The sequence below is a fragment of the Bradyrhizobium vignae genome (assembly GCF_900324035.1).
GTDB classification, from domain to species: domain Bacteria; phylum Pseudomonadota; class Alphaproteobacteria; order Rhizobiales; family Xanthobacteraceae; genus Bradyrhizobium; species Bradyrhizobium vignae.
In genome coordinates this window covers 514,457-538,928 of sequence record NZ_LS398110.1, presented here as the reverse complement: position 1 = coordinate 538,928, position 24,472 = coordinate 514,457, and the positions used below count along the sequence as shown (strand labels likewise).

21 protein-coding genes and 1 pseudogene are annotated in these 24,472 nt (G+C 64.6%); 11 read left to right on the top strand and 11 right to left on the bottom strand.

The window, feature by feature from the left end; all coding sequences use genetic code 11:
* Positions 1-13: 13 nt before the first annotated feature.
* The gene (locus tag BRAD3257_RS02545) at positions 14-634 is read left to right on the top strand and encodes a class I SAM-dependent methyltransferase (protein WP_122400523.1); all 621 of its coding nucleotides are present in this window, start codon (positions 14-16) and stop codon (positions 632-634) included.
* Positions 635-752: 118 nt separating this feature from the next.
* Here BRAD3257_RS02545 and BRAD3257_RS02540 read toward each other — a convergent pair whose 3' ends face one another.
* Positions 753-1,640: a branched-chain amino acid aminotransferase gene (locus BRAD3257_RS02540; protein ID WP_122400522.1), complete on the bottom strand. Its 888-nt coding sequence runs from the start codon at positions 1,638-1,640 to the stop codon at positions 753-755.
* Positions 1,641-1,780: 140 nt separating this feature from the next.
* Between BRAD3257_RS02540 and BRAD3257_RS02535 the strand changes: the two genes are divergently transcribed.
* On the top strand, positions 1,781-2,746 hold the full coding sequence (locus BRAD3257_RS02535) for an alpha/beta hydrolase (protein ID WP_122400521.1): 966 nt from the start codon (positions 1,781-1,783) through the stop codon (positions 2,744-2,746).
* On the opposite strand, the gene BRAD3257_RS02530 is transcribed toward BRAD3257_RS02535, so the two are convergent.
* On the bottom strand, positions 2,727-2,975 hold the full coding sequence (locus BRAD3257_RS02530) for a hypothetical protein (protein ID WP_122400520.1): 249 nt from the start codon (positions 2,973-2,975) through the stop codon (positions 2,727-2,729). The genes BRAD3257_RS02535 and BRAD3257_RS02530 overlap by 20 nt on opposite strands.
* A gap of 214 nt (positions 2,976-3,189) precedes the next feature.
* Here BRAD3257_RS02530 and BRAD3257_RS02525 point away from each other — a divergent pair, with 214 nt between their 5' ends.
* The gene (locus BRAD3257_RS02525) at positions 3,190-4,062 is read left to right on the top strand and encodes a hypothetical protein (protein WP_122400519.1); all 873 of its coding nucleotides are present in this window, start codon (positions 3,190-3,192) and stop codon (positions 4,060-4,062) included.
* A gap of 8 nt (positions 4,063-4,070) precedes the next feature.
* On the opposite strand, the gene BRAD3257_RS02520 is transcribed toward BRAD3257_RS02525, so the two are convergent.
* The 3 genes from BRAD3257_RS02520 to BRAD3257_RS02510 form a co-directional block, all read right to left on the bottom strand.
* Positions 4,071-4,631 (bottom strand): carboxymuconolactone decarboxylase family protein, encoded by a 561-nt coding sequence (locus BRAD3257_RS02520; RefSeq protein WP_162500076.1) that lies wholly within the window; start codon positions 4,629-4,631, stop codon positions 4,071-4,073.
* Positions 4,632-4,758: 127 nt separating this feature from the next.
* Positions 4,759-5,904, bottom strand: a complete 1,146-nt coding sequence (locus BRAD3257_RS02515; protein WP_122400518.1) for a PLP-dependent cysteine synthase family protein — start codon at positions 5,902-5,904, stop codon at positions 4,759-4,761.
* 44 nt (positions 5,905-5,948) lie between these two features.
* Entirely contained in the window at positions 5,949-6,413 is a 465-nt protein-coding gene (locus BRAD3257_RS02510) for an Lrp/AsnC family transcriptional regulator (protein WP_122400517.1), read from the bottom strand.
* A 159-nt stretch (positions 6,414-6,572) separates the two neighbouring features.
* On the opposite strand from BRAD3257_RS02510, the gene BRAD3257_RS02505 reads away from it, so the two are divergent.
* A complete protein-coding gene (locus tag BRAD3257_RS02505; RefSeq protein ID WP_122400516.1) occupies positions 6,573-7,589 on the top strand; it encodes a 1-aminocyclopropane-1-carboxylate deaminase in 1,017 nt (338 codons plus the stop codon).
* A 220-nt stretch (positions 7,590-7,809) separates the two neighbouring features.
* Here the strand turns inward: BRAD3257_RS02505 and recQ are convergent, their stop codons facing one another.
* The 6 genes and pseudogenes from recQ to BRAD3257_RS02470 all read right to left on the bottom strand — a co-directional run bounded on the left by recQ (position 7,810) and on the right by BRAD3257_RS02470 (position 16,415).
* Positions 7,810-9,675 carry a DNA helicase RecQ gene (gene recQ / locus BRAD3257_RS02500; protein WP_122400515.1) on the bottom strand — a complete coding sequence of 622 codons (1,866 nt, stop codon included), beginning with the start codon at positions 9,673-9,675 and terminating at the stop codon, positions 7,810-7,812.
* Between the two features lie 253 nt (positions 9,676-9,928).
* The gene (locus tag BRAD3257_RS02495; RefSeq protein ID WP_122400514.1) at positions 9,929-10,672 is read right to left on the bottom strand and encodes a polysaccharide deacetylase family protein; all 744 of its coding nucleotides are present in this window, start codon (positions 10,670-10,672) and stop codon (positions 9,929-9,931) included.
* 105 nt (positions 10,673-10,777) lie between these two features.
* A complete protein-coding gene (metA, locus tag BRAD3257_RS02490; RefSeq protein WP_122400513.1) occupies positions 10,778-11,776 on the bottom strand; it encodes a homoserine O-succinyltransferase MetA in 999 nt (332 codons plus the stop codon).
* A 12-nt stretch (positions 11,777-11,788) separates the two neighbouring features.
* Complete coding sequence (locus BRAD3257_RS02485) at positions 11,789-13,090, bottom strand: O-acetylhomoserine aminocarboxypropyltransferase/cysteine synthase family protein (protein ID WP_122400512.1); 1,302 nt, start codon at positions 13,088-13,090, stop codon at positions 11,789-11,791.
* Between the two features lie 444 nt (positions 13,091-13,534).
* Complete coding sequence (locus tag BRAD3257_RS02475; RefSeq protein ID WP_122400510.1) at positions 13,535-15,106, bottom strand: amidase family protein; 1,572 nt, start codon at positions 15,104-15,106, stop codon at positions 13,535-13,537.
* 128 nt (positions 15,107-15,234) lie between these two features.
* A pseudogene (locus BRAD3257_RS02470) lies at positions 15,235-16,415 on the bottom strand (MFS transporter).
* Between the two features lie 98 nt (positions 16,416-16,513).
* Here BRAD3257_RS02470 and BRAD3257_RS02465 point away from each other — a divergent pair.
* From BRAD3257_RS02465 to mnhG, 7 genes are all read left to right on the top strand, one after another.
* Entirely contained in the window at positions 16,514-17,467 is a 954-nt protein-coding gene (locus BRAD3257_RS02465) for a LysR family transcriptional regulator (RefSeq protein WP_122400509.1), read from the top strand.
* Between the two features lie 887 nt (positions 17,468-18,354).
* Complete coding sequence (locus tag BRAD3257_RS02460; protein ID WP_122400508.1) at positions 18,355-21,276, top strand: monovalent cation/H+ antiporter subunit A; 2,922 nt, start codon at positions 18,355-18,357, stop codon at positions 21,274-21,276.
* Positions 21,276-21,617, top strand: coding sequence for a Na+/H+ antiporter subunit C (locus tag BRAD3257_RS02455; RefSeq protein WP_122400507.1), 342 nt, complete (start codon positions 21,276-21,278; stop codon positions 21,615-21,617). Before BRAD3257_RS02460 ends, BRAD3257_RS02455 begins: the two co-directional genes overlap by 1 nt.
* Positions 21,614-23,230, top strand: coding sequence for a monovalent cation/H+ antiporter subunit D (locus BRAD3257_RS02450; protein WP_122400506.1), 1,617 nt, complete (start codon positions 21,614-21,616; stop codon positions 23,228-23,230). Before BRAD3257_RS02455 ends, BRAD3257_RS02450 begins: the two co-directional genes overlap by 4 nt.
* Positions 23,227-23,715, top strand: coding sequence for a Na+/H+ antiporter subunit E (locus BRAD3257_RS02445; RefSeq protein ID WP_122400505.1), 489 nt, complete (start codon positions 23,227-23,229; stop codon positions 23,713-23,715). The genes BRAD3257_RS02450 and BRAD3257_RS02445 overlap by 4 nt, the downstream gene beginning before the upstream one ends.
* Positions 23,712-23,993 carry a K+/H+ antiporter subunit F gene (locus tag BRAD3257_RS02440; RefSeq protein WP_122400504.1) on the top strand — a complete coding sequence of 94 codons (282 nt, stop codon included), beginning with the start codon at positions 23,712-23,714 and terminating at the stop codon, positions 23,991-23,993. The genes BRAD3257_RS02445 and BRAD3257_RS02440 overlap by 4 nt, the downstream gene beginning before the upstream one ends.
* Positions 23,990-24,385 (top strand): monovalent cation/H(+) antiporter subunit G, encoded by a 396-nt coding sequence (mnhG, locus tag BRAD3257_RS02435; protein ID WP_122400503.1) that lies wholly within the window; start codon positions 23,990-23,992, stop codon positions 24,383-24,385. Before BRAD3257_RS02440 ends, mnhG begins: the two co-directional genes overlap by 4 nt.
* Positions 24,386-24,472: the final 87 nt, after the last annotated feature.

Genomic DNA, 24,472 nt, shown 5'->3' with positions numbered 1-24,472 from the left:
GGAAGCGCGAGCTATGTCTGAGCGAAGCACCCATTGGGACCACGTCTACGCCACCAAGGGCGAGGCCGAGGTCAGCTGGTTTCAGGACAGCCCGGCGATCTCGCTCGAGATGATCCGCGCTGCCGGCCCCAACCATGACGCAGCCATCATCGATGTCGGCGGCGGAGCATCACGGTTGGTCGATGCGCTGTTGCAGGACGGATATCGCGACGTCACCGTGCTGGACCTTTCTGCCAAAGCGTTTGACGCGGCGAAGAAGCGATTGGGCGGAGCCGCTTTGATGGTCGACTGGATCGTCGCCGATGCCACGACGTGGCAACCGGCGAAGACCTACGACGTCTGGCACGATCGCGCCGCGTTTCACTTCCTGACCGATCTCCGCGACAGGGCCGCTTACGTCGAGCGCCTGCGGTCGGCAATTGCGCCTGGCGGTCACGTCATCATTGCGACGTTTGCACCTGATGGTCCTGAGAAATGCAGCGGCCTGCCGGTGCAGCGCCACGACAGTGCCAGCCTTGCAGCGGAGCTTGGGCCGGAGTTCGAGCTGGTCGAGACGCGGCGCGAGACGCATCACACGCCGTGGGATTCGACGCAGGCGTTTCAGTTCAGCCGGTTTCGCAGGCGCGGCTCGTGAGCGGCGCCGCACGATCCACAAACTCGTCATTGCGAGCGCAGCGAAGCAATCCAGACTACCGCCGCGGGAAACTCCTGGATTGCCTCGCTGCGCTCGCAAATGACGGAGGGACAGCCTCCTACGCCGCCAGCTTCACCGCATGCGCAAAGTCCCAATAGAGCATTCGCGCTTTCGTGTAGAACGGGCCCGGCTTCAGCTCGCGCTCGTCGATGCGAATCACGGGCGCGACCTTGGCGAAATTGCCGGTTGAAAAGATCTCGTCGGCGGCCAGGAAATCGGCATAGCGCAACGTCTTCTCGACCACGGTGACGCCGTCGCCGCGAAGCAGGCTGATGACGCGCTGGCGCGTGATGCCGTCGAGGAAGGTGCCGTTCGGCACCGGCGTGAAGACCACGCCGTCCTTGGCCATGAACACGTTGGAATTGCCGAACTCGGCGACGTTGCCGAGCATGTCGAGCATCAGCGCGTTCTGGAAGCCGCGCGAAGCAGCTTCCGCGAGCGCACGCGAATTGTTCGGATAGAGGCAAGCCGCCTTGGCCTCGACCGGCGCGCATTCGGCGGTGGGCCTGCGGAACGGCGACAACGTGATGGCGTTGCCGACAGGCTTTGGCATCGGCGCCTCGTAGATGCACAGGCACCAATTGGTGGTCTCGGGGTCGAACAGCACGCCGCCGCCGCTCCCGTTCTGCGCCCAGTACATCGGACGGATATAGAGCTCGGCATTCGCGGCAAAGCGCGCGATGCCATCGTTGGCGAGCGCGAGCCAGGTGTCGGTATCGACCACCGGCTTCAGGCCGAAATTGATCGCGGATTGATTGACGCGAGCGACGTGACGGTCGAGATCGGGTGCAACGCCCTCGAACGCGCGCGCGCCGTCGAACACGATCGAGCCGAGCCAGGCCGCATGCGTGCGCGGGCCCATGATCGGCACATTGCCGTCGTGCCATTTGCCCTCGAAGAAGGTCCAGCTCGGCGAATAGTCGATGGGTTTTTTGATCTCGGCCATGACCGGCCTCCCTGAGAATATCCGGGCACTATTGCCGCAATTTCTAAACGATTTGCTGCGGGATTTGGGCACCCTCTCCCTCCAGGGAGGTTAGGACCGCGCAAACCGGCTATAATGTCCGGCAGTCACGGAGTGTCCCCATGCCGCTCGATCCGCTCGCAAAGCGTTTGTTGACCATGTTGGCGGCGGCTGCGCCGCAGGCGCGGAGCCGGCCCAGCGTGGAGGCGCGACGGCAATCGCTGGCAAAGCTGATGCAGTTCGCGCGCGCCGAGGCGCCGGATGTGACGACCTCGGACGGCATGCTGACCGGTACGGGCGGCGAGCTGCCCTATCGCCTCTACACGCCGGCAAGCGCTGGGGAGCTCGCACCGGGCTTCGTGTTCTTCCATGGCGGCGGCCTCGTCGCCGGCAGTATTGCCACGCATGACCGCATCGCGGCGGCGCTGGCGCATGCCACCGGCTGCCGCCTGGTCTCGGTCGACTACCGGCTCGCGCCCGAGCACAAATTTCCCGCTGCCGTGGACGATGCGATCGCCGCGACCGAATGGGTCGCGCGCGAGGCGCGCTCCCTGGGCATCGACGCCGAACGGCTGGTTGTCGGCGGCGATTCCGCCGGCGCCACATTGGCGGCGATCGTGTGCCAGCAGGCTTTGCAAAACGCCGGCCTCTCCATCGTGGCGCAATGCCTGATCTGCCCGGTGCTGGATTTCGAGGAGACCTCGCCCTCGCGCGAGGCCTTTGCGGAAGGCCACCTGATCGATCGTGCCACGATCGAAGCCGATCTTTCCGACTATCTGCCTGACGGCATCGACACCGCCCATCCGCGTGTCTCTCCGTTGCGCGCGACACGGCTCGCGGGCCTGCCGCCCGCGATCATCCACACTGCCGAGTACGACCCGATGCGCGACGAGGGCAATGCCTATGCCCGCAAGCTGCTCACCGCGGGCGTCGCCGTCGAGCATGTCTGCCACGACGGCATGGTCCACAATTTCCACGCCATGGGCGCGATCTTGCCACAGGCTCAGCTCGTGCTGTCGCAGATCGGCGAGCAGGTGCGCAGGGCGGTGAAGAGGGAAGAAAGCAGCGTCATGCCCTCGAGCCAATGACCGCGCGCGCTGCCGCGACATACTCCGGCCAGTGCGCGTCCGCATAGCGTGCGGCCTGCCGCGCGCAGATAATATCGGGGGCATGCGCGGCCGCAATCGTGCGCGCAAAGCGTTCTTCGGCTACGGTCACGTCGCCGGGTTCTGCCGATGGTGCAGCGGCGGCAGCAGCGGTGGGAGCAACGGCGAGCCCCGCCATTCCGGCGAGCAGGATGCGGCGTGACGTGTTCATGGCTGTCGTCCTCCATTGTTCGGCCTGCACTGTGGCTGGCGAGTGTGTCGGTGCGATCACGCCAGGGTAACCGCACACGTCCATGCCGTCCATCGCTTGCGAAGATCGCTTGACCGCACGAGCGATCACGTTCCATCTAGCACCGGTTTCGCCGTCAAATCGCCATGCGCCGGATCGTCACGTGCCCCTTCGCAGCCAATCTCGTTGTTCGGTTTTGCGCGTTACCGCGACGGGACTGCTTTGTCTGGCGATCTCGGCCGGCGGAGCCTTCGCGGCCGACGATGAGGACGACGAGCCCGCAAAGCCACGTGTCCCGAACATCTACCTCGATTTGCGCACAATCTATGCGAGGACCCCGGCGGGCGCGCTCGGGCTCGGCTTCGGCAACACCTCGGTATCGGCCGCGCTCGAAGCCCTGGCGGTGCGTGGAGGCGCAACGCTGCCAAACGGCTCGCCGGCGGCAAAATCCATCGCCGTCGACCTGCCGCTGACCGTCGACGTCAGCGACCGCGTCTCGCTTTATGGCGGCGTGTCGGGCTCGACCATTGACGTCGGCGGCGGCTGGTCGGCGTTCGACATCACGAGCTGGAACATCGGCGTGCAGGCCGATCTCTACCAGCAGAACGGCGGGAAGATCCCGACCATCAGGCTGCAGTCGACCCTGACGCAGTCGGTGCCGAACGAGCAGGGCATGACGAATTCTTTGAATAACATCCTGGAATTCGACTACGCGCTCGACGAAGACGAGACACGGGGCTGGCTGGCCGGCATGCAATACACCAAGACCAGCATCGCCAGCCCGTTCGCCAGCATCGGAACGAACACGATCCTCTATGCCGGCGGTTATTATCAATGGCCAAGCAATTGGAAGTTCACCGGGCGCGTCGGCATGCAGTCTTTCGGCGGCGCGCAGCTCGGGGGGCGGACGCTGGCGGCGTCCTTCACCCAGCCGACCCTGCGCCTCGACCTTGATCGCATGGACGACAACGATAACCGCCTGTTCGGCATCACCGCACAGATCGCGTGGATGCCGAAACCGGCCTACCAGCTGACGCTGCGAACGCCCCTTTACGCCGTGCGCAATTAGCCAGCTCGCTAGTCCGGCACCGGCACGTCAAAGGTGTTGAGCGTGACCGAGACCATACAGTAGACGCCGACGAGATAGGACAGCTCGGCGGCGCCGTGCTCGCCGAATTCCTTCACCGCCGCGCGCCAGGTCAGCTCCGGCAGTACGCCGCCGCCGACCAGTGCCGATGCCATATCGTAGGCGACCGCCTCCTGCTTGGTGAGGTCCACCGGTCGCTGCCCGGCGACGATGGTCGCGAGCTTCTCGTCGGAGAGGCCACGCTGCTCGGCAACGAGCACGTGGGCATAGAGCTCGTAACCGGACCGGAAATGCGAGCCGGTGACGAGGATCGCGACCTCGCGGACGGCAGCGGGCAGCAACGGGTTCGACGCGATCGCTTTGACCAGCTCCCATACCGGCTTGCCGAAGCGCGGCTCGCGGATCCAGGGATTCCAGGGCCCGAGCAGCGCGCCGTCGTCGCGCATGTTCACAAAACCCTTGAAATGATCCTTGATGCCGGCTCGCATGTCGTCATAGAGCGGCTTCTGTTCGGCACTCAGGTCTTTCGGATCGAGAATGGGAAGGCGCACGGCAGGATCTCCTCGTTGAGAGGACGCAACCGTCACCTGCAGCCGCGCGCAAGGCAAGTGAAGTTGCCGTGACGGGCCGTGCCATTTCGTAAATCGCACGAAGATGTCAGCTACGGACCTTTGGGCCCTATGCGCTCTCCGGATTGACGACGTCGTCGACATCGAGTCTCAAGGGCTCACCTGTCGCGAGGAACGACGACAATGTCGCCTCGAATGGTGCCGGATCGAGACCGCGCGCTTTCAGCCATCCCGACTCGTAATAGGTCTGTCGGTAGCGCTCGCCGGAATCGCAGATCAGCGTCACCAGCGACCCCGTGACGTTCGCCTGGCGCATCTCCGAGGCGAGCCGGCACAGCGCCAGGAAATTGGTGCCGGTGGAGCCGCCGACCGGGCGGCGCAGCCGGCGCGCCAACACGTTCATCGCGGCGATCGTCGCCGCATCCGGGATCTTCATCATGCGATCGACCACGCCCGGCACGAAGGAAGGTTCGCAGCGCGGCCGGCCGACGCCCTCGATCAGCGACGGCCGATCGCAGACATGGGATCGGTCCTGGGAGCGGAAGCAGTCGAAGAAGGCGGAGTGCTCGACATCGGCAACGCACAGCCGCGTCGGATACTGGCGATAGCGCAGATAGCGTCCGATAGTGGCCGAGGTGCCGCCGGTGCCGGCGCCCATCACGATCCAGTCCGGCAGCGGGCGCGGCTCGCCCTGCAATTGCGTGAAGATCGATTCGGCGATGTTGTTGTTGCCGCGCCAGTCGGTGGCGCGTTCGGCGAAGGTGAACTGGTCCATGTAATGGCCGTTCAGACGGGCTGCGAGCGCCGCAGCCTCCGCATAGAGCGCGCGGCCGTCGTCGATCAGGTGGCAGTTGCCGCCATAATGCTCGATCGCGGCGATCTTCTCCGCCGAGGTCGTGCGCGGCATAACGGCATAGAAGGGTACGCCGATCATCTGCGCGAAATAGGCTTCCGACACCGCGGTCGATCCCGACGAGGCCTCGACGACGGACGTACCTTCGCGGATATGGCCGTTGCACAGCGCGTAGAGGAATAGCGAGCGCGCCAGCCGATGCTTCAGGCTGCCGGTCGGATGCGTGGATTCATCCTTCAGGTAGATATCGATGCCGGACAGTGCCGGCACGATCAGCCGAATCAGATGCGTGTCGGCGGTGCGGCACTGGTCGGCCTCGATCGCGGCCACGGCCTCGTCGACCCAGCCGCGCCGATAGGCCGGCCCGGCCGGATTGTGCTGGCGGAACGGGAATGTCTGCATTGCGCGAATCTCTCATGATGCCGATCGTGCATCAAGTGTGAGGCTCAAAACTCCAGCGGCGCGTTGTCGACGACCTCCTTCATCACGAAGAAGGTGCGGGTCTGGCGCACGCCGGGCAGCGCGATGAGTTGCTCGCCGTGGATGCGGTTGAAATCCTCCATGTCACCGACCCGGATCTTGAGGAAATAGTCGAAGTCGCCGGCGACGAGGTGGCAGTCGAGCACGAATTTCAACTTCGCAATCGCCTGCTCGAAGGTGGCAAAGCTCTCCGGCGTCGAGCGGTCGAGCACGACGCCGACCATCACCAGCGTGCCCTTTGCCACCTTTTTCGGCGCGACCATGGCGCGCACCGCGGCGATGAAGCCGTCCTCGAACAGGCGCTGGGTGCGGCGGTGGCATGTGGCGGGGCTGATCGCGACTGATGCGGCCAGCTCGGAGTTGCTCAGCCGCCCGTTATTTTGCAGCAATCTCAATATCTTGAGGTCGATACGGTCGAGCCGCCCGGACATGGAAGAATCTTTCACTTGGAGATGCAACGGCGGAAGAAGTCTTAGCTGAAGTCGCATCTTCCGCAAGATCACGTGCAATATGGGCGCAAAATTCGAGAGCACCTTTTTGCGCCGCAATGCTAGCCACGTCGCAGACACCAACGCCAACGGGGATGATCCATGAACCTGGAAAAATTCGCGCGCTATCCGCTGACCTTCGGTCCGACGCCCATCGAGAAGCTGGAGCGGCTGTCAAAACATCTCGGCGGCCACGTCGAGGTCTATGCCAAGCGCGAGGACTGCAATTCCGGCCTCGCCTATGGCGGAAACAAGCTGCGCAAGCTCGAATACATCGTCCCCGACGCGATCGCCTCCAACGCCGACACGCTGGTGTCGATCGGCGGCGTGCAGTCCAACCACACCCGCATGATCGCCGCCGTCGCCGCCAAGCTCGGCATGAAGTGCCGCCTGGTGCAGGAAGCCTGGGTGCCGCACGAGGACGCAGTGTACGACCGCGTCGGCAACATCATGCTCTCGCGCATCATGGGCGCCGACGTGCGCCTGGTCGATGACGGCTTCGACATCGGCATCCGCAAGAGCTGGGAGCAGGCGATCGAGGAGGTGAAGGCCGCTGGCGGCAAGCCTTACGCCATTCCGGCCGGCGCCTCCGTGCACAAGTTCGGCGGGCTCGGCTATGTCGGCTTCGCCGAGGAGGTGCGCAAGCAGGAGAAAGAGCTCGGCTTCAAGTTCGACTATATCGTGGTCTGCACCGTCACCGGCTCGACCCATGCCGGCATGCTGGTCGGCTTCGCCGCCGACGGCCGCGCCCGCAAGGTAATCGGCATCGATGCGTCCTTCACGCCCGCGCAGACCAAGGCGCAGGTGCTCGAGATCGCGCAGAACACCGCCAAGCTGGTCGAGCTCGGCAAGGAGCTCGTCGCCGACGATGTCGTGCTGATCGAGGACTACGCCTATCCGGCCTACGGCGTGCCGTCGGAAGAGACCAAGGAGGCGATCCGTCTCACCGCGCGTCTCGAAGGCATGATCACCGACCCCGTCTATGAGGGCAAGTCGATGCAGGGCCTGATCGATCTCGCCAAGAAGGGCTATTTCGAGAAGGGCGCGAAGATTCTCTACGCCCATCTCGGCGGCGCGCCGGCGCTGAACGGATATGCGTATGCGTTCCGTAACGGGTGAGTGAAGGCTGGCTCTCGCGCCTCATTAACTGCTGTCGTCCCGGGCAAGCGTCAGCGCGGACCCGGGACCCCCGCGCGAGCGCCTGCGCTCGTCGCGACCACATGACCGCGTTTGGCGAAGACTCGTGCTTGGCAGCTTGCCCCAGCCACATCGGCCTGTGGTTATGGATCCCGGATCTGCGCGCTTTGGCGCTTGTCCGGGATGACAATTGAGTTGGCGGCTACCTCGTCCTGACGATCTGCAGCAGCTCGTCGCCGTAATGCTCGAGCTTCTTGTCGCCGATGCCCGGCACGTTGCGCAGCTCGTCCAGCGTGGTGGGCCAGGCCCGGACGATGCCGTCGATGGTGGCATCGTGGAGTACGACGTAGGCCGGCACGCCGCGCTGGCGCGCGACCTCAGAACGCCAGGCGCGCAGGCGCGCGCGCAGCTCGGGATCGACATCGCCTTGCGGCGCGCTGGCCGCGGGCGCGAGATCGCCGCGACGGGACTTGGCGCGGCTCGACCGGATGTGGGTGCCCGGCGCCTCCTCGCGCAGCCACACGTCCGTTTCGCCGCGCAGCACGCCGCGCGAGGACTCCGTCAGCTTGAGCGCGCCGTAAGCTTCGCTGTCGCTTCGCAGATGTCCCATCGCCACCAATTGCCGCAGCACCGTGCGCCATTGCTTTTCGTTGAGCTCGCGGCCGATGCCGAACACCGACAGCTTGTCGTGACCGAACTGCGTCACCTTCTCGGTCAGGCGCCCCACCAGCACGTCGATCAAATGCATCGCACCAAAGCGCTGTCCGGTGCGGTAGACGCAGGACAGCAGCTTCTGCGCCAGCACCTTGCCGTCGCGCATCTTGGGCGGCGTCAGGCAATTGTCGCAATTTCCGCAGCTCTCGCCCATCACGATCTCGCCGAAATAGGCGAGCAGCCGCCGTCGGCGGCAGTGCGGCGTTTCGGCAAGACCGACCAGTGCATCGAGCTTGCCGATCGAGACCCGCTTGAACTCGTCGGAGGCGTTGGACTCGTCGATCATGCGACGCTGCTGCACGATGTCCGACAGCCCATAGGCCATCCAGGCCGTCGACGGCTTGCCGTCACGGCCGGCGCGCCCCGTCTCCTGGTAATAGGCCTCGATGCTCTTGGGCAGATCCAGATGGGCGACGAAGCGCACGTCGGGCTTGTCGATGCCCATGCCGAACGCGACGGTCGCGACGATGACGATGCCGTCCTCGTTGAGAAAGCGGTCCTGGTTGCGCGAGCGCAACGACCCATCGAGCCCGGCGTGATAGGGCAGCGCCGCAATACCGGCGTCCTGAAGCGCGGCAGCGACCTCCTCGACCCGGTTGCGCGAGAGGCAATAGACCACGCCGGCATCGCCCATGTGGCGCTCGCGGATGAATTCCTTCAGCTGCGATACCGAATTGCGCTTGTCGACGATCTCGTAGCGGATGTTGGGCCGGTCGAAGCTCGAGACGAATTGCGGCGCGTCCGAGAGCTGAAGCCGCGCGACGATCTCCTTGCGGGTCAGCTCGTCGGCGGTCGCGGTCAACGCGATGCGCGGCACGTCGGGAAAGCGCTCGGCGATGATGGAAAGGCCGACATATTCGGGCCGGAAATCATGGCCCCATTGCGAGACGCAATGCGCCTCGTCGATCGCAAACAGCGCCACCTTCGCCTGCGCCAGCAGCGACAGGCAGCGGGGCGTCACCAGGCGTTCCGGCGCGACATAGAGCAGGTCGAGGTCGCCCGCGAGCAGGCGCCGCTCGATGTCGGACGCCTCCTGCGGCGTCAGCGACGAGTTCAGCGCGGCGGCGTTGACGCCGGCCTCGATCAGGCCGGCGACCTGGTCGCGCATCAGGGCGATCAAGGGCGACACCACGATGCCGCAGCCTTCACGCAGCAAGGACGGAAGCTGGTAGCACAGCGACTTGCCACCGCCGGTCGGCATCAAGACCAGGCAGTTGCCGCCGTCCGTGACGTGCTGGATGATCTCGCCCTGCGCGCCGCGGAAACCCGGCAGGCCGAACACCGAATGCAGCACCGACAGCGCGTCGCGCCCATTGGCCGGCGCAGGCAGCGGAGCGGTGGAGGGAGCGGACATGGCGGAGCAGATCAGGCCGTGAGATTCGTCACAAGGCCAGTCGCATGCTGGCGTCGGCGTGGCAAGACCGTTTGCGGGGCGAGTGCGCCCCTTCCCCTCTCCCCCTGCGGCCTTGCGGGGAGAGGGTGGCTCGCCGCATAGTGGCGAGACGGGGGAGGGGTCTCCATCCACGAATTCGATTTTGCGGAGGCATACCCCTCATCCGGCGCTTCGCGCCACCTTCTCCCGCAAAGGGGGAGAAGGGAAAAAGACGCTACGCCCCGATCCGTCGCAGCGCTTCTGCGACGGTCACGATCGGCATGTTGCGCTTGCCGGCGGCCTCCAGCGCATGACGCATCAAATGTGGCGTGCAGCCATAGGGGCTCGGCCTAGTGGTGACGTCGTGGCCGTAGAAGATCAGCCAGCCGCCGCTTGCGACCGCCTCGTCGAAATAGCGATCGATGCCCGCCTTGTCGATCTCGCAATCGACCAAAGGCGAGGCGCGCAGGAACTGGAGATCGATGACGCCGCTGTTGACGCCGGGAAGGATGCCACGCGCGGAGCGAAAGGCTTTTGCGAGTTGCGGCTTGCGCCAGACCGAGGCGATCCCATAGGGATAGGCGAAGTTCGCCAGCGTGATCGAAGCATCGATGCCGCGGAAATGACTGCGGTTCCGCTCGATCTCGCGAGCCATCGCGGCTTCGCCGAGAGTGGCCGAGCTCTGATGCGAGAAGGTGTGGCAGGCAATCTCGTGCCCAACGCGGTGAAGCCGCACGATCGCGTCATTCGACAGGCCATGCCAATGATCCGAGGGGCGATCGATCAGACTGCCGGCGAGGTAATAGGTGCCGCGGCCGCCATGCTGCTCCAAAAGCTCGGCGCCCTCGCCTGCGGCGCTGTCGGGGGCATCGTCGAAGGTGAAGCTCACCATCGGCACATGCACGGGCAGCCGGTGCGGCGCGGCCCGAAAATGCCGGGCCAGCCGATTGTTCACGCGTCCCTGGAGTGCCGACCACACGCTGCGTTTCCCGTGATGTCCTGTTTCTCTACTGAAACATTCGTGCGCAGGTTGAGGCAAGCCTAACGCACGGGTAATCCTAACGCGGAATCAAGACCGCTTCGGCTAGCGCGCCGCCACCGCCGCATTGGCGTCCGCGCCGAGATAGCGCAACCAGTTGCGGAAGAGCACCGCCGCGGCGTTGCCGGCGTCGATATCGGCGCGCAAGCTCAGCCCAGGCAGCTCGTTGGTGAGCGCCGGATGGCGCTCGTGTGTCGCCTTCTTCTCGAACCGAGCCAGCTTCTCTTCGGTCCCTGCGTCAAAGTAACTCACCGGCAGGCGCGGATAGTTGTCGCGCTCCCGCGCGAGATAGCGGCCGATGTCGCGCAGATATTCGCGCTGGAGCGACAGCGCGTCATACTCCGGGTGGCCCTGGAAGAACACGAAGCGGCTGGCATACTGACGAACGAAGACGTCGACGCCGGCTTCGGCCGAGCGTGTCAGCACCTGATAGCCGGCCTCAGCGAGATCGCTCTCGGCGATTTCGTTCAGACGTGAATGCGAGACCTTGAGCGGCGCAGGCGCCGCATGGGTCAGGGAATCGCTCATCACGACGTCGCAATCGAAAATGCCGTGGCATTTGGCCGGCAACCGCCGCCGCTCAATGCCGTCGAGATGCAGCACCGCGGCATGCGCGGCAAGGCACGACCAGATCGTCGATCGCGTGTTGGTCTTGGCCCAGTCGATCAGGCTCGTGAGGTCGCGCCAGTATGGCTCCTGGTCGAGCTCGGGCGCGATCGGCTCGGCGCCGGTCACGATCAGCCCATCGAGTTTTCCACGCTCGAGATCGGATAGGTCGGAATACTCGCTCTCGACATGCCACCTCGCTTCGGGCGAGCGCTTCACGCTGGGAAGCGAGAAGCAGTGGAAGCGGATACGGCGCGCACCTGCTGCGGCCTGGAGCAGCTTCATGAACTGCCGCTCGGTCGCCTTCAGTGCCGCATCCGGCATGTTGTTGACGAGACCGACGGTGAGTTCGGTGCCGGCTTCGCGCGCGAGATCGTGCGCGGCGGGCACCAGCGCCGGGCCCGCAATGACTTGATCGCTATCGATCAAGATCGTCATGGGCGGCGGCGCCTACTCCGCGGCCTCGAGGCGCGCCGATGGGCAGGCTTTTTCCAGCGCCTGGTCGACGTCCTCGATGATGTCAGAGACATGCTCGATACCGATCGACAGACGGATGGTCTCCGGCAGCACGCCGGCAACGCGCTGCTGCTCCGCCGACATCTGCCGGTGCGTGGTCGAAGCCGGATGGCAGGCGAGCGACTTGGCATCGCCGATATTGACGAGCCGCGTAATCAGCTTCAGCGCATCGTAGAAGGTCTTGCCGGCCTCCATGCCGCCTTTGATGCCGAAGGTGAACAGCGATGAGGCGTTGCCATTCAAGTACTTCTGCACCAGCGGATAATAGGGGCTGTCCGGGAAGCCGGTGTAATTGACCCAAGCCACGCGCGGGTCGTCGCGCAAAAATTCGGCGACCTTGCGGGCGTTCTCGACATGGCGCTCCATGCGCAGCGCGACAGTCTCGATACCCTGGAGCAGCAGGAAGGCGTTGAACGGCGACAACACCGAACCCATGGTGCGCTGGTAGACGCTGCGCGCGCGCTCGATATAGGCGGTGCGGCCGAACCGCTCGGCATAGACGAGGCCGTGATAGGACGCGTCGGGCTTGTTGTAGGCCGGAAAACGATTGGCGTATTTCGCCCACGGGAAGTTTCCGGAATCGACGATGGCGCCGCCGAGCGTGGTGCCGTGACCGCCCAGGAACTTGGTCAGCGAATGCACGGCGATGTCGGCGCCGTAGTCGAACGGCTTGAGCAGGATCGGGGTTGCGACGGTGTTGTCGACGATCAGCGGCACGCCATGCGCGTGGGCGATCTTCGCCAGCGCCTCGATGTCGCAGACATTGCCGGCGGGATTGCCGATGGTCTCGGCGAACACGGCCCGGGTGTTTTCGTCGATCAGCTTCTCGATCGCCTCCGGCTTGTCGCTCTCGGCGAAACGGCCGGTAATGCCCTGGCGCGGCAGGATGTGCGAGAGCAGCGTGTGCGTGGTGCCGTAGAGCTGCGGCACTGAAACAATGTTGCCGCCGTGATCGGCGACGTTGACGAAGGCAAAATGCAGCGCAGCCTGCCCGGTCGCGACCGCAAGCGCTCCGACGCCGCCTTCGAGTTGGGCGATGCGCTTCTCCAGCACCGCGCTGGTCGGATTGGCGATGCGGCTGTAGCGAAAGCCCTCAGTCTCGAGATTGAACAGGGCCGCGCCGTGATCGGCACTGTCGAAGGCGTATGCCGCGGTCTGGTAGATCGGCACGGCCACTGCGTGCGTCGTGGCTTCGGGCTCGTAGCCGGCGTGAATAGCGATCGTCTCGTTGCGCATCGTGCCACCTCCGCGTGGAGCGGGCCGCACTTATTGGCCTACAATGAGGCGTGTGCGTTGTCCGCCGTCCCTCTGTTAGAGGCGGGTGGTAAAGCGGACAATAATTCGCCTAGAGATCGAGGAAGTAACCCTAATGCTTGCGCGCGAATTGGCCGGAAATCCGGTTAAATTCGATTAACTGACCTTGCCGTGTCTCGCGCGGTGTCGTCTCGCCCCTGAGCGGCCGAGCTCCCCTCCCCCATGGGCAGGGTTATCGCATTTGCACATTTGGCGGAGGTCGTCATGCCCTGGCTTGTCCCGGGCATCCATGTTCTTTGTGCTGCATGGAAAGGCGTGGTTGGCCGGGACAAGCCCGGCCATGACGCTGGACAGACAGTCGGTGCTCAACAGCGCACACCGCGGGAAAGGGGAATGCATCTCCAACGCGGCGGCGCCTGCTTAGGCTTACGCCATCGTCTCCCACAGCCGATGTGCCAGCACGCCGACGCGCTTCTCGATCGCGGCCGCGGCATCGAGTGCGAGATCCTCGCGATAGCGCCCTGCAATCAGCTGCACACCGATCGGCTTGCCCTCGTGGAGCGCCACCGGCACCACTGCGCCGGGCAGACCCAGCACGTTGATGGCGGAGATGAAGCGGATCTCGCCCCAGAAGATCTCGCGCACGCGCTCGGCGCTGACGGCATCCTCGCGCGGGCCCGGCGTCGGCTTCACCGTGGTCGGCGCCAGCACCACCGGATAGTCCTCGAAGAACAATTGCCAGGCGCGGATGTGGCCGTTGCGCGCGGCAGTGGCGCGCATCCAGGCCGGCAGATCGAGCACGTTGGCCTTGGCTTTCATGCCGCCCCAGGCCTTGTGAAAATCTTCGGACGCGACCTTCAGCATGGAGGCTTCCTGCATCACCACGGTCTCGTTGGTGATGATGTCGCACCAGGTCTGCCAGACACCGTTGATGTCTGGCACCTCGACCTCGCTGACGCGATAGCCGGACCGTTCAAGATGGTCCGCGGCCTGGCGCAGCGCCGCGGCGACAGACGGATCGACGTCCATGTCCTCTGGGATCTTTGCCAGCGCGACCTTGATCGGTCCCTTCGGCTTCTCGCCGACCAGTGGTGCCGGCACCCACCAGGGATCGCGCGGATCGCGCTGGCTCATCACCTCCAGCGCAAGGCGAACGTCGGCGACGTGGCGTGCGAGCGGCCCCTGCGCCGACATCAGATGCGCCAGCATCGGCCGCTCCGCCGTTGCGCTGGCGTTGAAGGCGGGGATGCGGCCCTGCGTCGGCTTGATGGTGGCAACGCCATTGCAATGCGCCGGCCAGCGCAGCGAGCCACCGATATCGTTGCCATGGGCGATGGTGCCGATGCCCGCCGCGACTGCCGAACCCGCGCCGCCCGAGGAGCCGCCGCAGGTGATATCGGGATCCCAGGGGTTGAGCGTCAGCCCGTGCAGGGGATTGTCGGTAAAGCCGCGAAAGGAGAATTCGGGCGTATTGGTCAGCCCGATGACGATCGCGCCGGCCTTCTTCAGGTTGCGCACGACAGGCGCATCGGAGGGCGCAACCAGGTTCTTGTTGGCGGGCACGCCGTTGAAGTTCGGCCGGCCCTGGTAGTCGACGTTTTCCTTGATGGTGACAGGCACGCCGTGCAGGAGGCCGAGCTCGCCGCCTCTGGCGCGCTGCTTGTCGGCCGCATGGGCCGCGGCAAGTGCTTCCTTGGAGAGATCGACGACGACGGCGTTCAGCCGCGGATTGACGGAGCGCATCCGTTCGAGATGGGATTCGACCGCCTCGACCGCGGAGATGGCGCCGGAGCGGATCGCGGCGGCGGTCTCGACTGCCGACCATTGCCAGGGCGCCCCCTTGGGGCGGCGTGGTGCGGCGGCCTTCGCCCGAGGCGCCTTCCTGGCCGGCTTCGCGACCACGCTCTTGCGGCTGGAGCTCGCCTTGCTCGGGGTCTTCACTTCTTTCTCCAAGACACTTTTCTTCTTGGTCTTCTTGGTCACCGTCTTCTTCGCCACGCCAGCATCTCCTTCAATTGCGCGGCGGAGGTTACGGACGACATGCGGCGCTGTACAGCGCGTTTCTGCATGGCGCGTTGGCGTGAGGGCCGATGCGACCAATCGTCAGCGCACCGCACGCCTTCGCCCTACTCTGCCGGAGACGCTGCGACGCCGGCCGGCGCACGGTCGAGCCGGAGGCTCCACAGCGCCAGCACGAGACCAATGGCCGTGATCCCGGCTGCGACCAAAGGCAGCGTGGAGAGACCGAGCCCGCGGTCAATGGTGACGCCACCGGCCCAGGCGCCGAGCGCGTTGCCGAGATTGAACGCGGCGATGTTGAGGCTGGAGGCCAGCGTGCGACCGCTGGGGCCGGCAGCCTCCAGCACCCGAAGCTGGAGCGGGGCGACGGTCGCGAAGGCGGCGATGCCGAGCAGCAAGATCAGCGCGATGGAAAGGATCTTGACCGATAGTACGGCGGCCAGGCCAAGCAGCACGATCGCAAGCCCGGCGAGCGTGCCGGTCAAGGCCCGTGCGAGGCCGCGATCCGCAAGCCTGCCGCCGGCGACGTTGCCGATCGCAAGCCCGACGCCGAACACCAAGAGAATCGGCGAGACCGCGGCCTCCGAGAAGCCGGTGAAACGTGTCAGGATCGGCTGGATATAGGTGAAGACGACGAACAGGCCGGCGAAGCCGAACACGGTCATCGCAAGACCGAGCAGCACCTGCGGACGACCGAGCACCGCCACTTCTTCGGCGAGCGAGATCGGCTTGTTGCCATTGCCGACATGGCCGGGGACGAGCAGCGCGACCACCGCAAACGCAATCACGCCGATGACACCACCGCCCAGAACGCCGCGCGCCAGCCGAGCATCAGGCCGAACCAGGCGCCAAAGGGCACGCCGAGCAACGTTGCCACCGTGAGACCGATGAACATGGTCGCTATCGCAGACGCACGCTTGTCCTCGGCAACGAGGCTGGTGGCCACGACCGAGCCGACGCCGAAAAAGGTGCCGTGGGCGAGCGAGGTCAGCACACGTGCGGCCATCAGCAATTCGTAGTTCGGCGCCAGCGCGCAAGCCGCATTGCCCAGCGTGAAAATCGCCATCAGCGCCAGCAGCACCGTCTTGCGCGGCATTTTGCGCGTCGCGAGGGTGAGGACTGGCGCCCCCACGAACACGCCGAGCGCATAGCCGGAGATGAGCAGGCCCGCGACCGGCACGGAGACATGCATGTCAGCGGCGACCTGGAGCAACAGGCCCATGATGATGAATTCGGTGGTGCCGATGCCGAAGGCACCGGCGGTGAGAGCGAGAACGGCGGGAGGCATGCGTGGCTCCAATGGGTGAGACGAGCCACGCAAATAGCGGCACGGCCGCAGAACCATTAGAATGTCCGCAATCCAATCATTTGTGACGTGAATTCAACATGGCCCGCTTCGACACCAACCGCGCCGCCGAGATGGAGGTCTTCGTCCGCGTCGTCGACCTCGGCGGATTCACCCAGGCCGCGCGAAAGCTGCGCCTGACCCCGTCCGGCGTCAGCAAGCTGATCTCGCGTCTGGAGGCGCGCCTCGGCGCGCGGCTGGTCAACCGAACCACGCGCAAGCTGACGCTGACGGAGGAAGGCCAGGCCTTTTACGAGCGCTCGTTGCGCATCCTCGCCGAGATGGAGGAGGCCGAGCGCGAGGCGGCCTCAGGCGCGGCGCCGCGCGGCCGCCTCACGGTCAATTGCAACATTCCCTTCGGCATGCTGCATGTGATGCCGTTGATCCCGCGCTTCCTGAAGCAGCATCCGAACGTCACGCTCGATCTCGTGCTGACCGATACGCTGATCGACCTGATGCAGGAGCGCGCCGACGTCGCCATTCGCGTCGGCCCGCTGCGCGCCTCACGCCTCGTCGCGCGAAAGCTCGGCACCAGCCGCATGGTCGTGGTCGGCGCGCCGGACTATCTCGCACGCTGCGGCATGCCGAAGACGCCGGCCGATCTCGTCGATCACCGTGGCATCGGCTGGACCTTTCCGCGCAGCATCCGCGGCTGGCCGTTCAGGCGTGGCGACCACACCGAGCAGGCCCTGCCCGCTCCGGTCGCGCGCGCCAGCGACGGCGAAGCCGCCCGCCGTCTCTGCCTCGGCGGCATCGGCCTCGCCCGCCTCGCGCTCTTCCACATCGGCCCCGACATCGAATCCGGCCGCCTCGTGCCGGTGCTGCAAAGCTACAATCCCGGCGACCGCGAAGACATCCACGCCGTCTATGTCGGCCACGCCGCCCCGCTACCCGCGCGCGTCCGTGCCTTCATCGATTTCCTCGCCGAGCACGTGCGGGTGAGCGATCCCGCGCTGAAGCGGGCCGGAGATGGGAGGTGGAAATTGGTGGGATGAGATAGCGGTGGAGGGCTCAGAGGAAGTTTGACCCGCGCCGGCTTGCCGAGCCGAAGCAAGCGGCAACGAGTTCGCCTTCGTCCCTGCGGGCTTCGGCGCGAAAGCCTTGCGTGACGTTCGGAAAAAAGGGGTTGTTCACGCCATGCCTACTTGTCTGGGCTTCTCCTCGCGGGAGAGCCACACACCAAATCCGTTTGATGAACGAAGGGGGTAATCCGGACGGCACCAACTACCGTCCGGCTAAGCTCCTGCTTGGAGCCGTCCGGCGTGCAAGCAACGCCGCGCAACGCGCGGATCGATGTCGACGACACAAGTCATAGCAGACTGAATATAGTGGCCATTCAGCGGGAAACATTGCGACGAAACCGCACAGTGGCGGGCAATCCGGACGATCAAGGTGAAGACCATCGAGGATGGCCGCGATCCTCGCTCGCTGCAAACGATATCTGTCGGTTGAATAGTAGACCTTGACGTGAATGTGAGTCGCAATCCGACTGGACGTGGTTATGTTGCTCGATCGCTTGCACCTGCGGCGGAACAAACGAAGGGCCACGATGACGCGGGGCCACGCCGAGTTCAGCCAAGCTGAGGACCCGAGCCAAACGATAAGCCAATCGATACAAGTGGCTGGCGGACAATCGTGCTCTGCGGCCTTTACGCTTTGCTCGGCGCTATCGCGGCCCCAGTTGCCGCTCTGGTCGGCACCCTTCCTCACTGGATCTGACCGCTCAATTTAGAGCGAGTCTTGTCAGCGGTTCTGGCAGAGTAGGGCTTCAAGGTCGATCACTTGCAACCGCGCCAAATCTAGCAGTGGAGATATCTATTCGCGTCGGCTAAGCAGTCGGGGTCAGCGAATACACACATCTTGCAGCTGGGCAACGAACGCGATGTTCCTCCTTGCCGTCCTTGCGCTTCCTTTCGCCGGAAGCTGTACTGCGGCTCTTTTGCGAGTCAATGCGCGCAACGCTGAGGCGTGGCTCGCCGGCGGCGTCGCACTTGCTGCCTTTAGCCTCGTCGGTATGGCTTACCCGAGCGTGACGAACGGTGGCGTTGTCTGCTGGCGGACGGAATGGATCGCTGAACTTGGACTGGAATTTGCGTTGAGGCTCGACGGCTTCGCATGGGCATTCGCCATGCTGATCACCGGAATTGGCTTTCTGGTGGTGCTGTATACCCGCTATTACATGTCGCCCAGCGATCCCGTGCCCCGGTTCTTTTCCCTGCTGCTGGCGTTCATGGGCGCGATGCTGGGGATCGTGCTCTCCGGCAACCTGCTCCAGCTCGTGTTCTTCTGGGAGCTGACTAGCCTGTTTTCGTTCCTGCTGATCAGCTACTGGCATCACAATTCGGCTGCGCGTGACGGCGCGCGTATGGCGCTGGTGGTCACCTCGAGCGGTGGGCTCTGCCTCTTCGCCGGCGTCTTGCTGATTGGCCACATCGTCGGCAGCTATGACCTGGACAAGGTGTTGACGTCAGGAGAGGCGATCCGTTCGCATCCGCTCTATGTCCCCGCGCTCGTGCTGATCCTGCTCGGCGCCCTGACCAAGAGCGCCCAATTTCCCTTCCATTTTTGGCTGCCGCACGCGATGGCGGCTCCGACTCCCGTATCGGCCTATCTGCACTCGGCAACGATGGTGAAGGCCGGTGTGTTTCTTTTGGTCAGGCTCTGGCCCGCCCTCGGCGGATCGAACGAATGGCTGTGGCTGGTGGGATCGGCCGGTCTGATCACCTTCCTGGTGGGCGCGTTTCTCGCGGTATTCCAGCAGGATCTAAAGGGCCTGCTGGCTTACTCGACCATCAGCCATCTCGGCTTGATCACGCTCTTGACTGGACTGGACACGCCGTTCGGGCAGATCGCAGCGGTCTTTCACATCATGAATCATGCCACCTTCAAGGCATCGCTGTTCATGGCGGCGGGCATCATCGACCACGAAACCGGCACGCGCGACATTCGGCGCTTGAGCGGTCTCTACGCGTTCATGCCGATCACCGCGACGCTGGCCATGGTCGCGGCCGGGTCCATGGCCGGCGTGCCGCTGCTGAATGGCTTCCTCTCGAAAGAGATGTTCTTCGCCGAAACAATCGAAGTCCATGACAATTCACTCGTCGATCGAGCGCTTCCCTACATCGTCACCGCGGCAAGCACCTTCACCGTTGCCTATTCTCTCCGGTTCATTCGTGACGTCTTCTTCGGTCCCGCCCCCGTCGGTCTTCCGCGCACCCCCCACGAGCCGCCCCTCCTGATGCGGCTTCCGGCCGAGCTTCTCGTGCTTGCATGCGTCGTGGTGGGCATAGCGCCGGCGTTGACCGTTGCACCGGTCCTCGATACCGCCGCTGGCGCTGTGCTCGGTTCCAACATGCCGGAGTACAGTCTGAAGATATGGCACGGCTTCACGCCCGAATTGCTGATGAGCGTTCTGGCGATGGTTGGCGGCGTCGGCGTCTATGTGATGCTGAGCTCCTACCTTCTCGCCAACGAGGGGCCGCCCTTGCTCGGCCGGTTCAGCGGGAAGCAGATCTTCGACTGGATGATGGTGACGTTATCCTGGCGTCTTGCACGCTGGCTCGAGAGCAAGCTTGGGACGCGACGTCTCCAGCCACAACTGAGAGTCTTGGCCGCTACGGCGTTCCTCGCCGCCTTGCTGCCGCTCTATTCGCGCGGCCTCCCGCTGGCGGATCCCCTGCGGACTACATTTGACCTTGCGTTCGCTTTGCTTTGGACGGTCGGCGCCGCCTGCGCGGTCGGCGCCGCGATCGAAGCCAAGTTTCATCGCGTCGTCGCGCTGATCCTGCTCGGGTCTGCCGGTCTCGTGACCTGCGTCACCTTCGTATGGCTATCGGCTCCCGACGTGGCCCTGACGCAGATCGTCGTCGAGACGGTCACGACAGTGCTCCTGCTACTCGGCTTGCGATGGTTGCCAAAACGTATCGCACCGGCCGGGGCGGAAGCGCCAGCCGGCAGGATTCGATGGCACCGCGTGCGTGACTTCGCGATCGCGCTCTCCGTCGGCGTCGGGCTGGCGACACTCGCGTTTGCAGCCATGCAGCATCCCGATACGAACAGCATCTCGCGCTACTTCGTCGAGAACGCCTATACCAAAGGTGGCGGAACCAACGTGGTCAACGTCATCCTGGTGGACTTCCGCGGATTCGACACAATGGGTGAGATCACAGTCCTCGCTGTCGTTGCGCTCACCGTCTACGCGCTGTTGCGCCGCTTCCGTCCGGCGCCGGAGAGCATTCCCGTTCCCGAACAGCAGCACGCCCAGGACAGCCACGACGAGGCGCATCCCGACCGACAGAAGGGTGACACCGCCAAGGACACCACGGAGACCGCGTCGCTGATGATGAGGCTGATGTTTCCCGTGATCGGCGTGGTCGCGGTCTTCCTGCTGTTGCGCGGGCACGATCTTCCGGGCGGAGGCTTCGTGGCCGGCGTCGCCATGGCGACCGCGTTCATCCTGCAGTACATGGCTCGCGGCACGACATGGGTGGAAGCTCGTCTGCACGTCATGCCGGTACGCTGGATGGGGATTGGGCTTCTGCTCGCTGGGTGCACGGGGGCAGCTGCCTGCGTTTTCGGATATCCGTTTCTGACCTCGTACTTTGCGTATGCCGAACTGCCGCTGGTCGGCCGCGTCCCCACAGCGAGCGCATTCCTTTTCGACGTCGGCGTGTTCTCACTCGTGATCGGCGCCACGGTGCTGATGCTCATCGCGATCGCGCATCAATCGCTGCGTCGCTACGCAGTTCCGCCTCAGAGCGGCCGAGGCTTGGCCAGTGAGCCATCGAGGGAGGAACTGGTCTGATGGAGTTCGTGCTGGCGATCGGTATCGGTACGCTTGCCGCGTCCGGCGTTTGGCTGATCCTCAGGCCGCGCACCTTTCAGGTTATCATCGGGCTCTCGTTGCTTTCCTACTCGGTTAATCTGTTCATCGTGGCCATGGGGCGAGTGCGGACGGGGGCTCCGGTGCTCATCACAAAGGAGGCCGGAGATTCTGCGCGGTTTGCCGATCCGCTCCCGCAGGCGCTTGTACTGACTGCAATCGTCATCAGTTTCGCGACCACCGCGCTCTTCCTCGTGGTGCTGCTGGCATCCCGCGGCCTCGCCCGGACCGATCATGTCGACGGCCAGGAGCCGGAAGCGTGAGCGGCGCCTCTGGTCTGGTCATTGCGCCGATCCTCCTGCCCCTGCTGGCAGGTGCCGGCATGCTGCTGCTCAACGGAGAGAAGCACCGCTCGATCGTCGCCGGCCTCAACGTCGGCGCAACCGTTGCCCTCGTTTGCATTGCCACGATCCTGCTCGGACTCTCGGATGCCGGTACAAGGGACGTCTATCGTCTGGGCAATTGGCCTGCGCCATTCGGAATTGTCCTCGTTCTTGATCGGCTGTCGGCTCTAATGCTGCTGCTGACCAATGTCCTCGCGCTGGCCTCGGTGGTGTACTCCCTTGCACGCTGGCACCGGGCAGGCGCGCATTTCCATCCGCTGTTTCAATTCCTGCTGATGGGCCTCAACGGCGCCTTCCTCACGGGCGATCTCTTCAACCTGTTCGTGTTCTTCGAGTTGTTGCTGGCGGCGTCGTACGGTCTTCTGCTGCACGGATCCGGCCTTGCACGGGTGAAGGCAGGGCTGCATTACATCGTCGTCAACCTCGCCGCCTCGCTGTTGTTTCTGATCGGGGTCAGCCTGATCTACGGCGTGACCGGAACGCTCAACATGGCGGATCTCGCGGCACGCGTGCCGGCGGTCGCCGCCGAGAGCCGCGGCTTGCTCGAAGCAGGTGCGGGCGTGCTTGCGGTTGCCTTCCTGCTCAAGGCCGGAATGTGGCCCTTGAACTTCTGGCTGCCGACCGCCTACGCCGCCGCAAGTCCGCCGGTGGCGTCGATCTTTGCGATCATGACGAAGGTCGGCGTCTATATCGTGCTGCGCCTGTCGCTCTTGCTTTTCGGCGAGGACGCCGGCGCATCGGCCGGCTTCGGCAGGGAGTTCTTGTTGTTGGCCGGCTTGGCGACGATCCTGTTCGGAGCGATCGGCACATTGGCCTCGCAAGACACCGCCCGACTCGGCGGTTTCTCCGTGCTCATATCCTCCGGAACGGTGCTCGCCGCCACGGGGATGGGACAGGTCGGCGTCACCAGTGGAGCGCTCTTCTACCTGGTCAGCTCGACGCTCGGCATCGGAGCATTCTTTCTCCTCGTCGAGCTCATCGAGCGCGGCCGTGAACCTGGAGCGGACATGATCGCCGTCACGCGGGAAGCTTATGGAGAGGAGGTCGAGACAGACGAAGCCGAAGGGGACGTGGGCATCGCGATCGTGGCCACCATGGGATTGCTCGGCGTCGCTTTCATCGGCTGCGCGCTGGTCATCGCCGGCTTGCCGCCGCTGTCCGGATTTATCGCCAAATTCGCGCTGCTCGCGGCGGCTCTGCATCCGGCCGATCAGCCAGGGGGGGCCATTCCCGGCAGCGGATGGGCTCTGCTAGCAGTGCTGATCCTCTCGGGTTTCGCGACCTTGGTCGCGATGGCACGCGCTGGAATCCGTATCTTCTGGGCCTCGCCCGATCGCACTGTGCCGCGCGTGCGCGTGATCGAGATGGCGCCGATCATGTTCCTGCTGTTCATCTGTGCAGCGCAAACCGTCTGGGCCGGTCCCGTGATCCGCTTCATGCAGGCCACTGCGCAATCCCTCCACGCGCCGGCGGACTACATCGGCGACGTCCTGAACACCGGCTCTAGCAGCCGACAAGCGGAGGGCAAATGACACGCTTGCTGCCTTTTCCGATCGTGAGCTCCTGCCTGCTCGCATTGTGGCTGCTGCTCAATCAAGCGGTCACGTTTGGGCACATCCTGCTTGGCTGCTTGGTCGCCCTCGTCGGTGGTCGGATCCTGACCGTACTGGAAATACAGAGCGTGCGGGTCAGGCGACCCGGCGTCATTATGCGACTGTTGGCACGGGTCACCGTCGACATCGTGCGCTCGAATCTAGCGGTGGGGCGGATCGTTCTCGGCTTTGGACGGCGACAGCGAGCGCCGGGCTTCGTGGAGATTCCGCTCGACATGCGCGCCCCCTACGGGCTGGCCTCGCTCGCCTGCATCATTACATCGACCCCGGGGACGCTGTGGGTGAATTTCGACGCCCAAAGAGGGGCGCTGACCATCCACGTTCTGGACCTCGTCGATGAAGAGGAGTGGATCCGCACCATCAAGGACCGTTACGAACGTCATCTGCTGGAGATATTCGAATGAGCCAGCTCATGCTGACCTACTCGCTCCTGGTCGCGCAGGTGTTGCTGGGATTGGCGATCGGCTGCGGCGCTTTGCGCATCTTCCTTGGACCGCGCGCTCAGGATCGCGTTCTCGGTTTCGACACGTTGTCCGTCAACGCGATGTTGTTGCTTCTGACGGTCGGGATTCGAACCGGCGAGGCGCTTTATTTCGAGGCTGCCCTGGCCATGGCCCTGTTCGGATTCGTCGGGACGGTTGCGCTCGCCAAGTTCCTCCTTCGCGGCGAGGTGATCGAATGAACGGCATCGAGCACTTGCCGCCTTGGGCTGCCGTCCTCACAGCGGTCTTCCTTTTGACCGGCGCTGCCGTCACGCTGATCGGCTCGCTGGGCCTTTTGCGGCTCGGCACATTCTACGAGCGCGTCCATGCGCCGACGCTCGGAACAACACTCGGCACCGTCTTCATCGCGGCCGCTTCGATGGTCTGCTTCTCGGTTCTGGAGAGCAGAGCGGTGCTGCACGAAATCCTGATCGTCGTACTCGGCGCCGTGACCACCCCGATCGCGTTGACCGTTCTCGTCGGCGCAGCCCGCTTTCGCGACACCGCGGAACGGGCCCAGCTGGGTGAACCCGTAGGCCGGGCGCTGCCTCACGCGGCGCCAGGCGACGCTTCGGCGGGCAAGGCCGACTAAATGTCGCAATTGATCGCCTGCGGCGCACGCTTAAGTCCATTGTAGGCGTGATGCTGAACTGTGCGCGTTCTCCGCGACTTCAGCCGG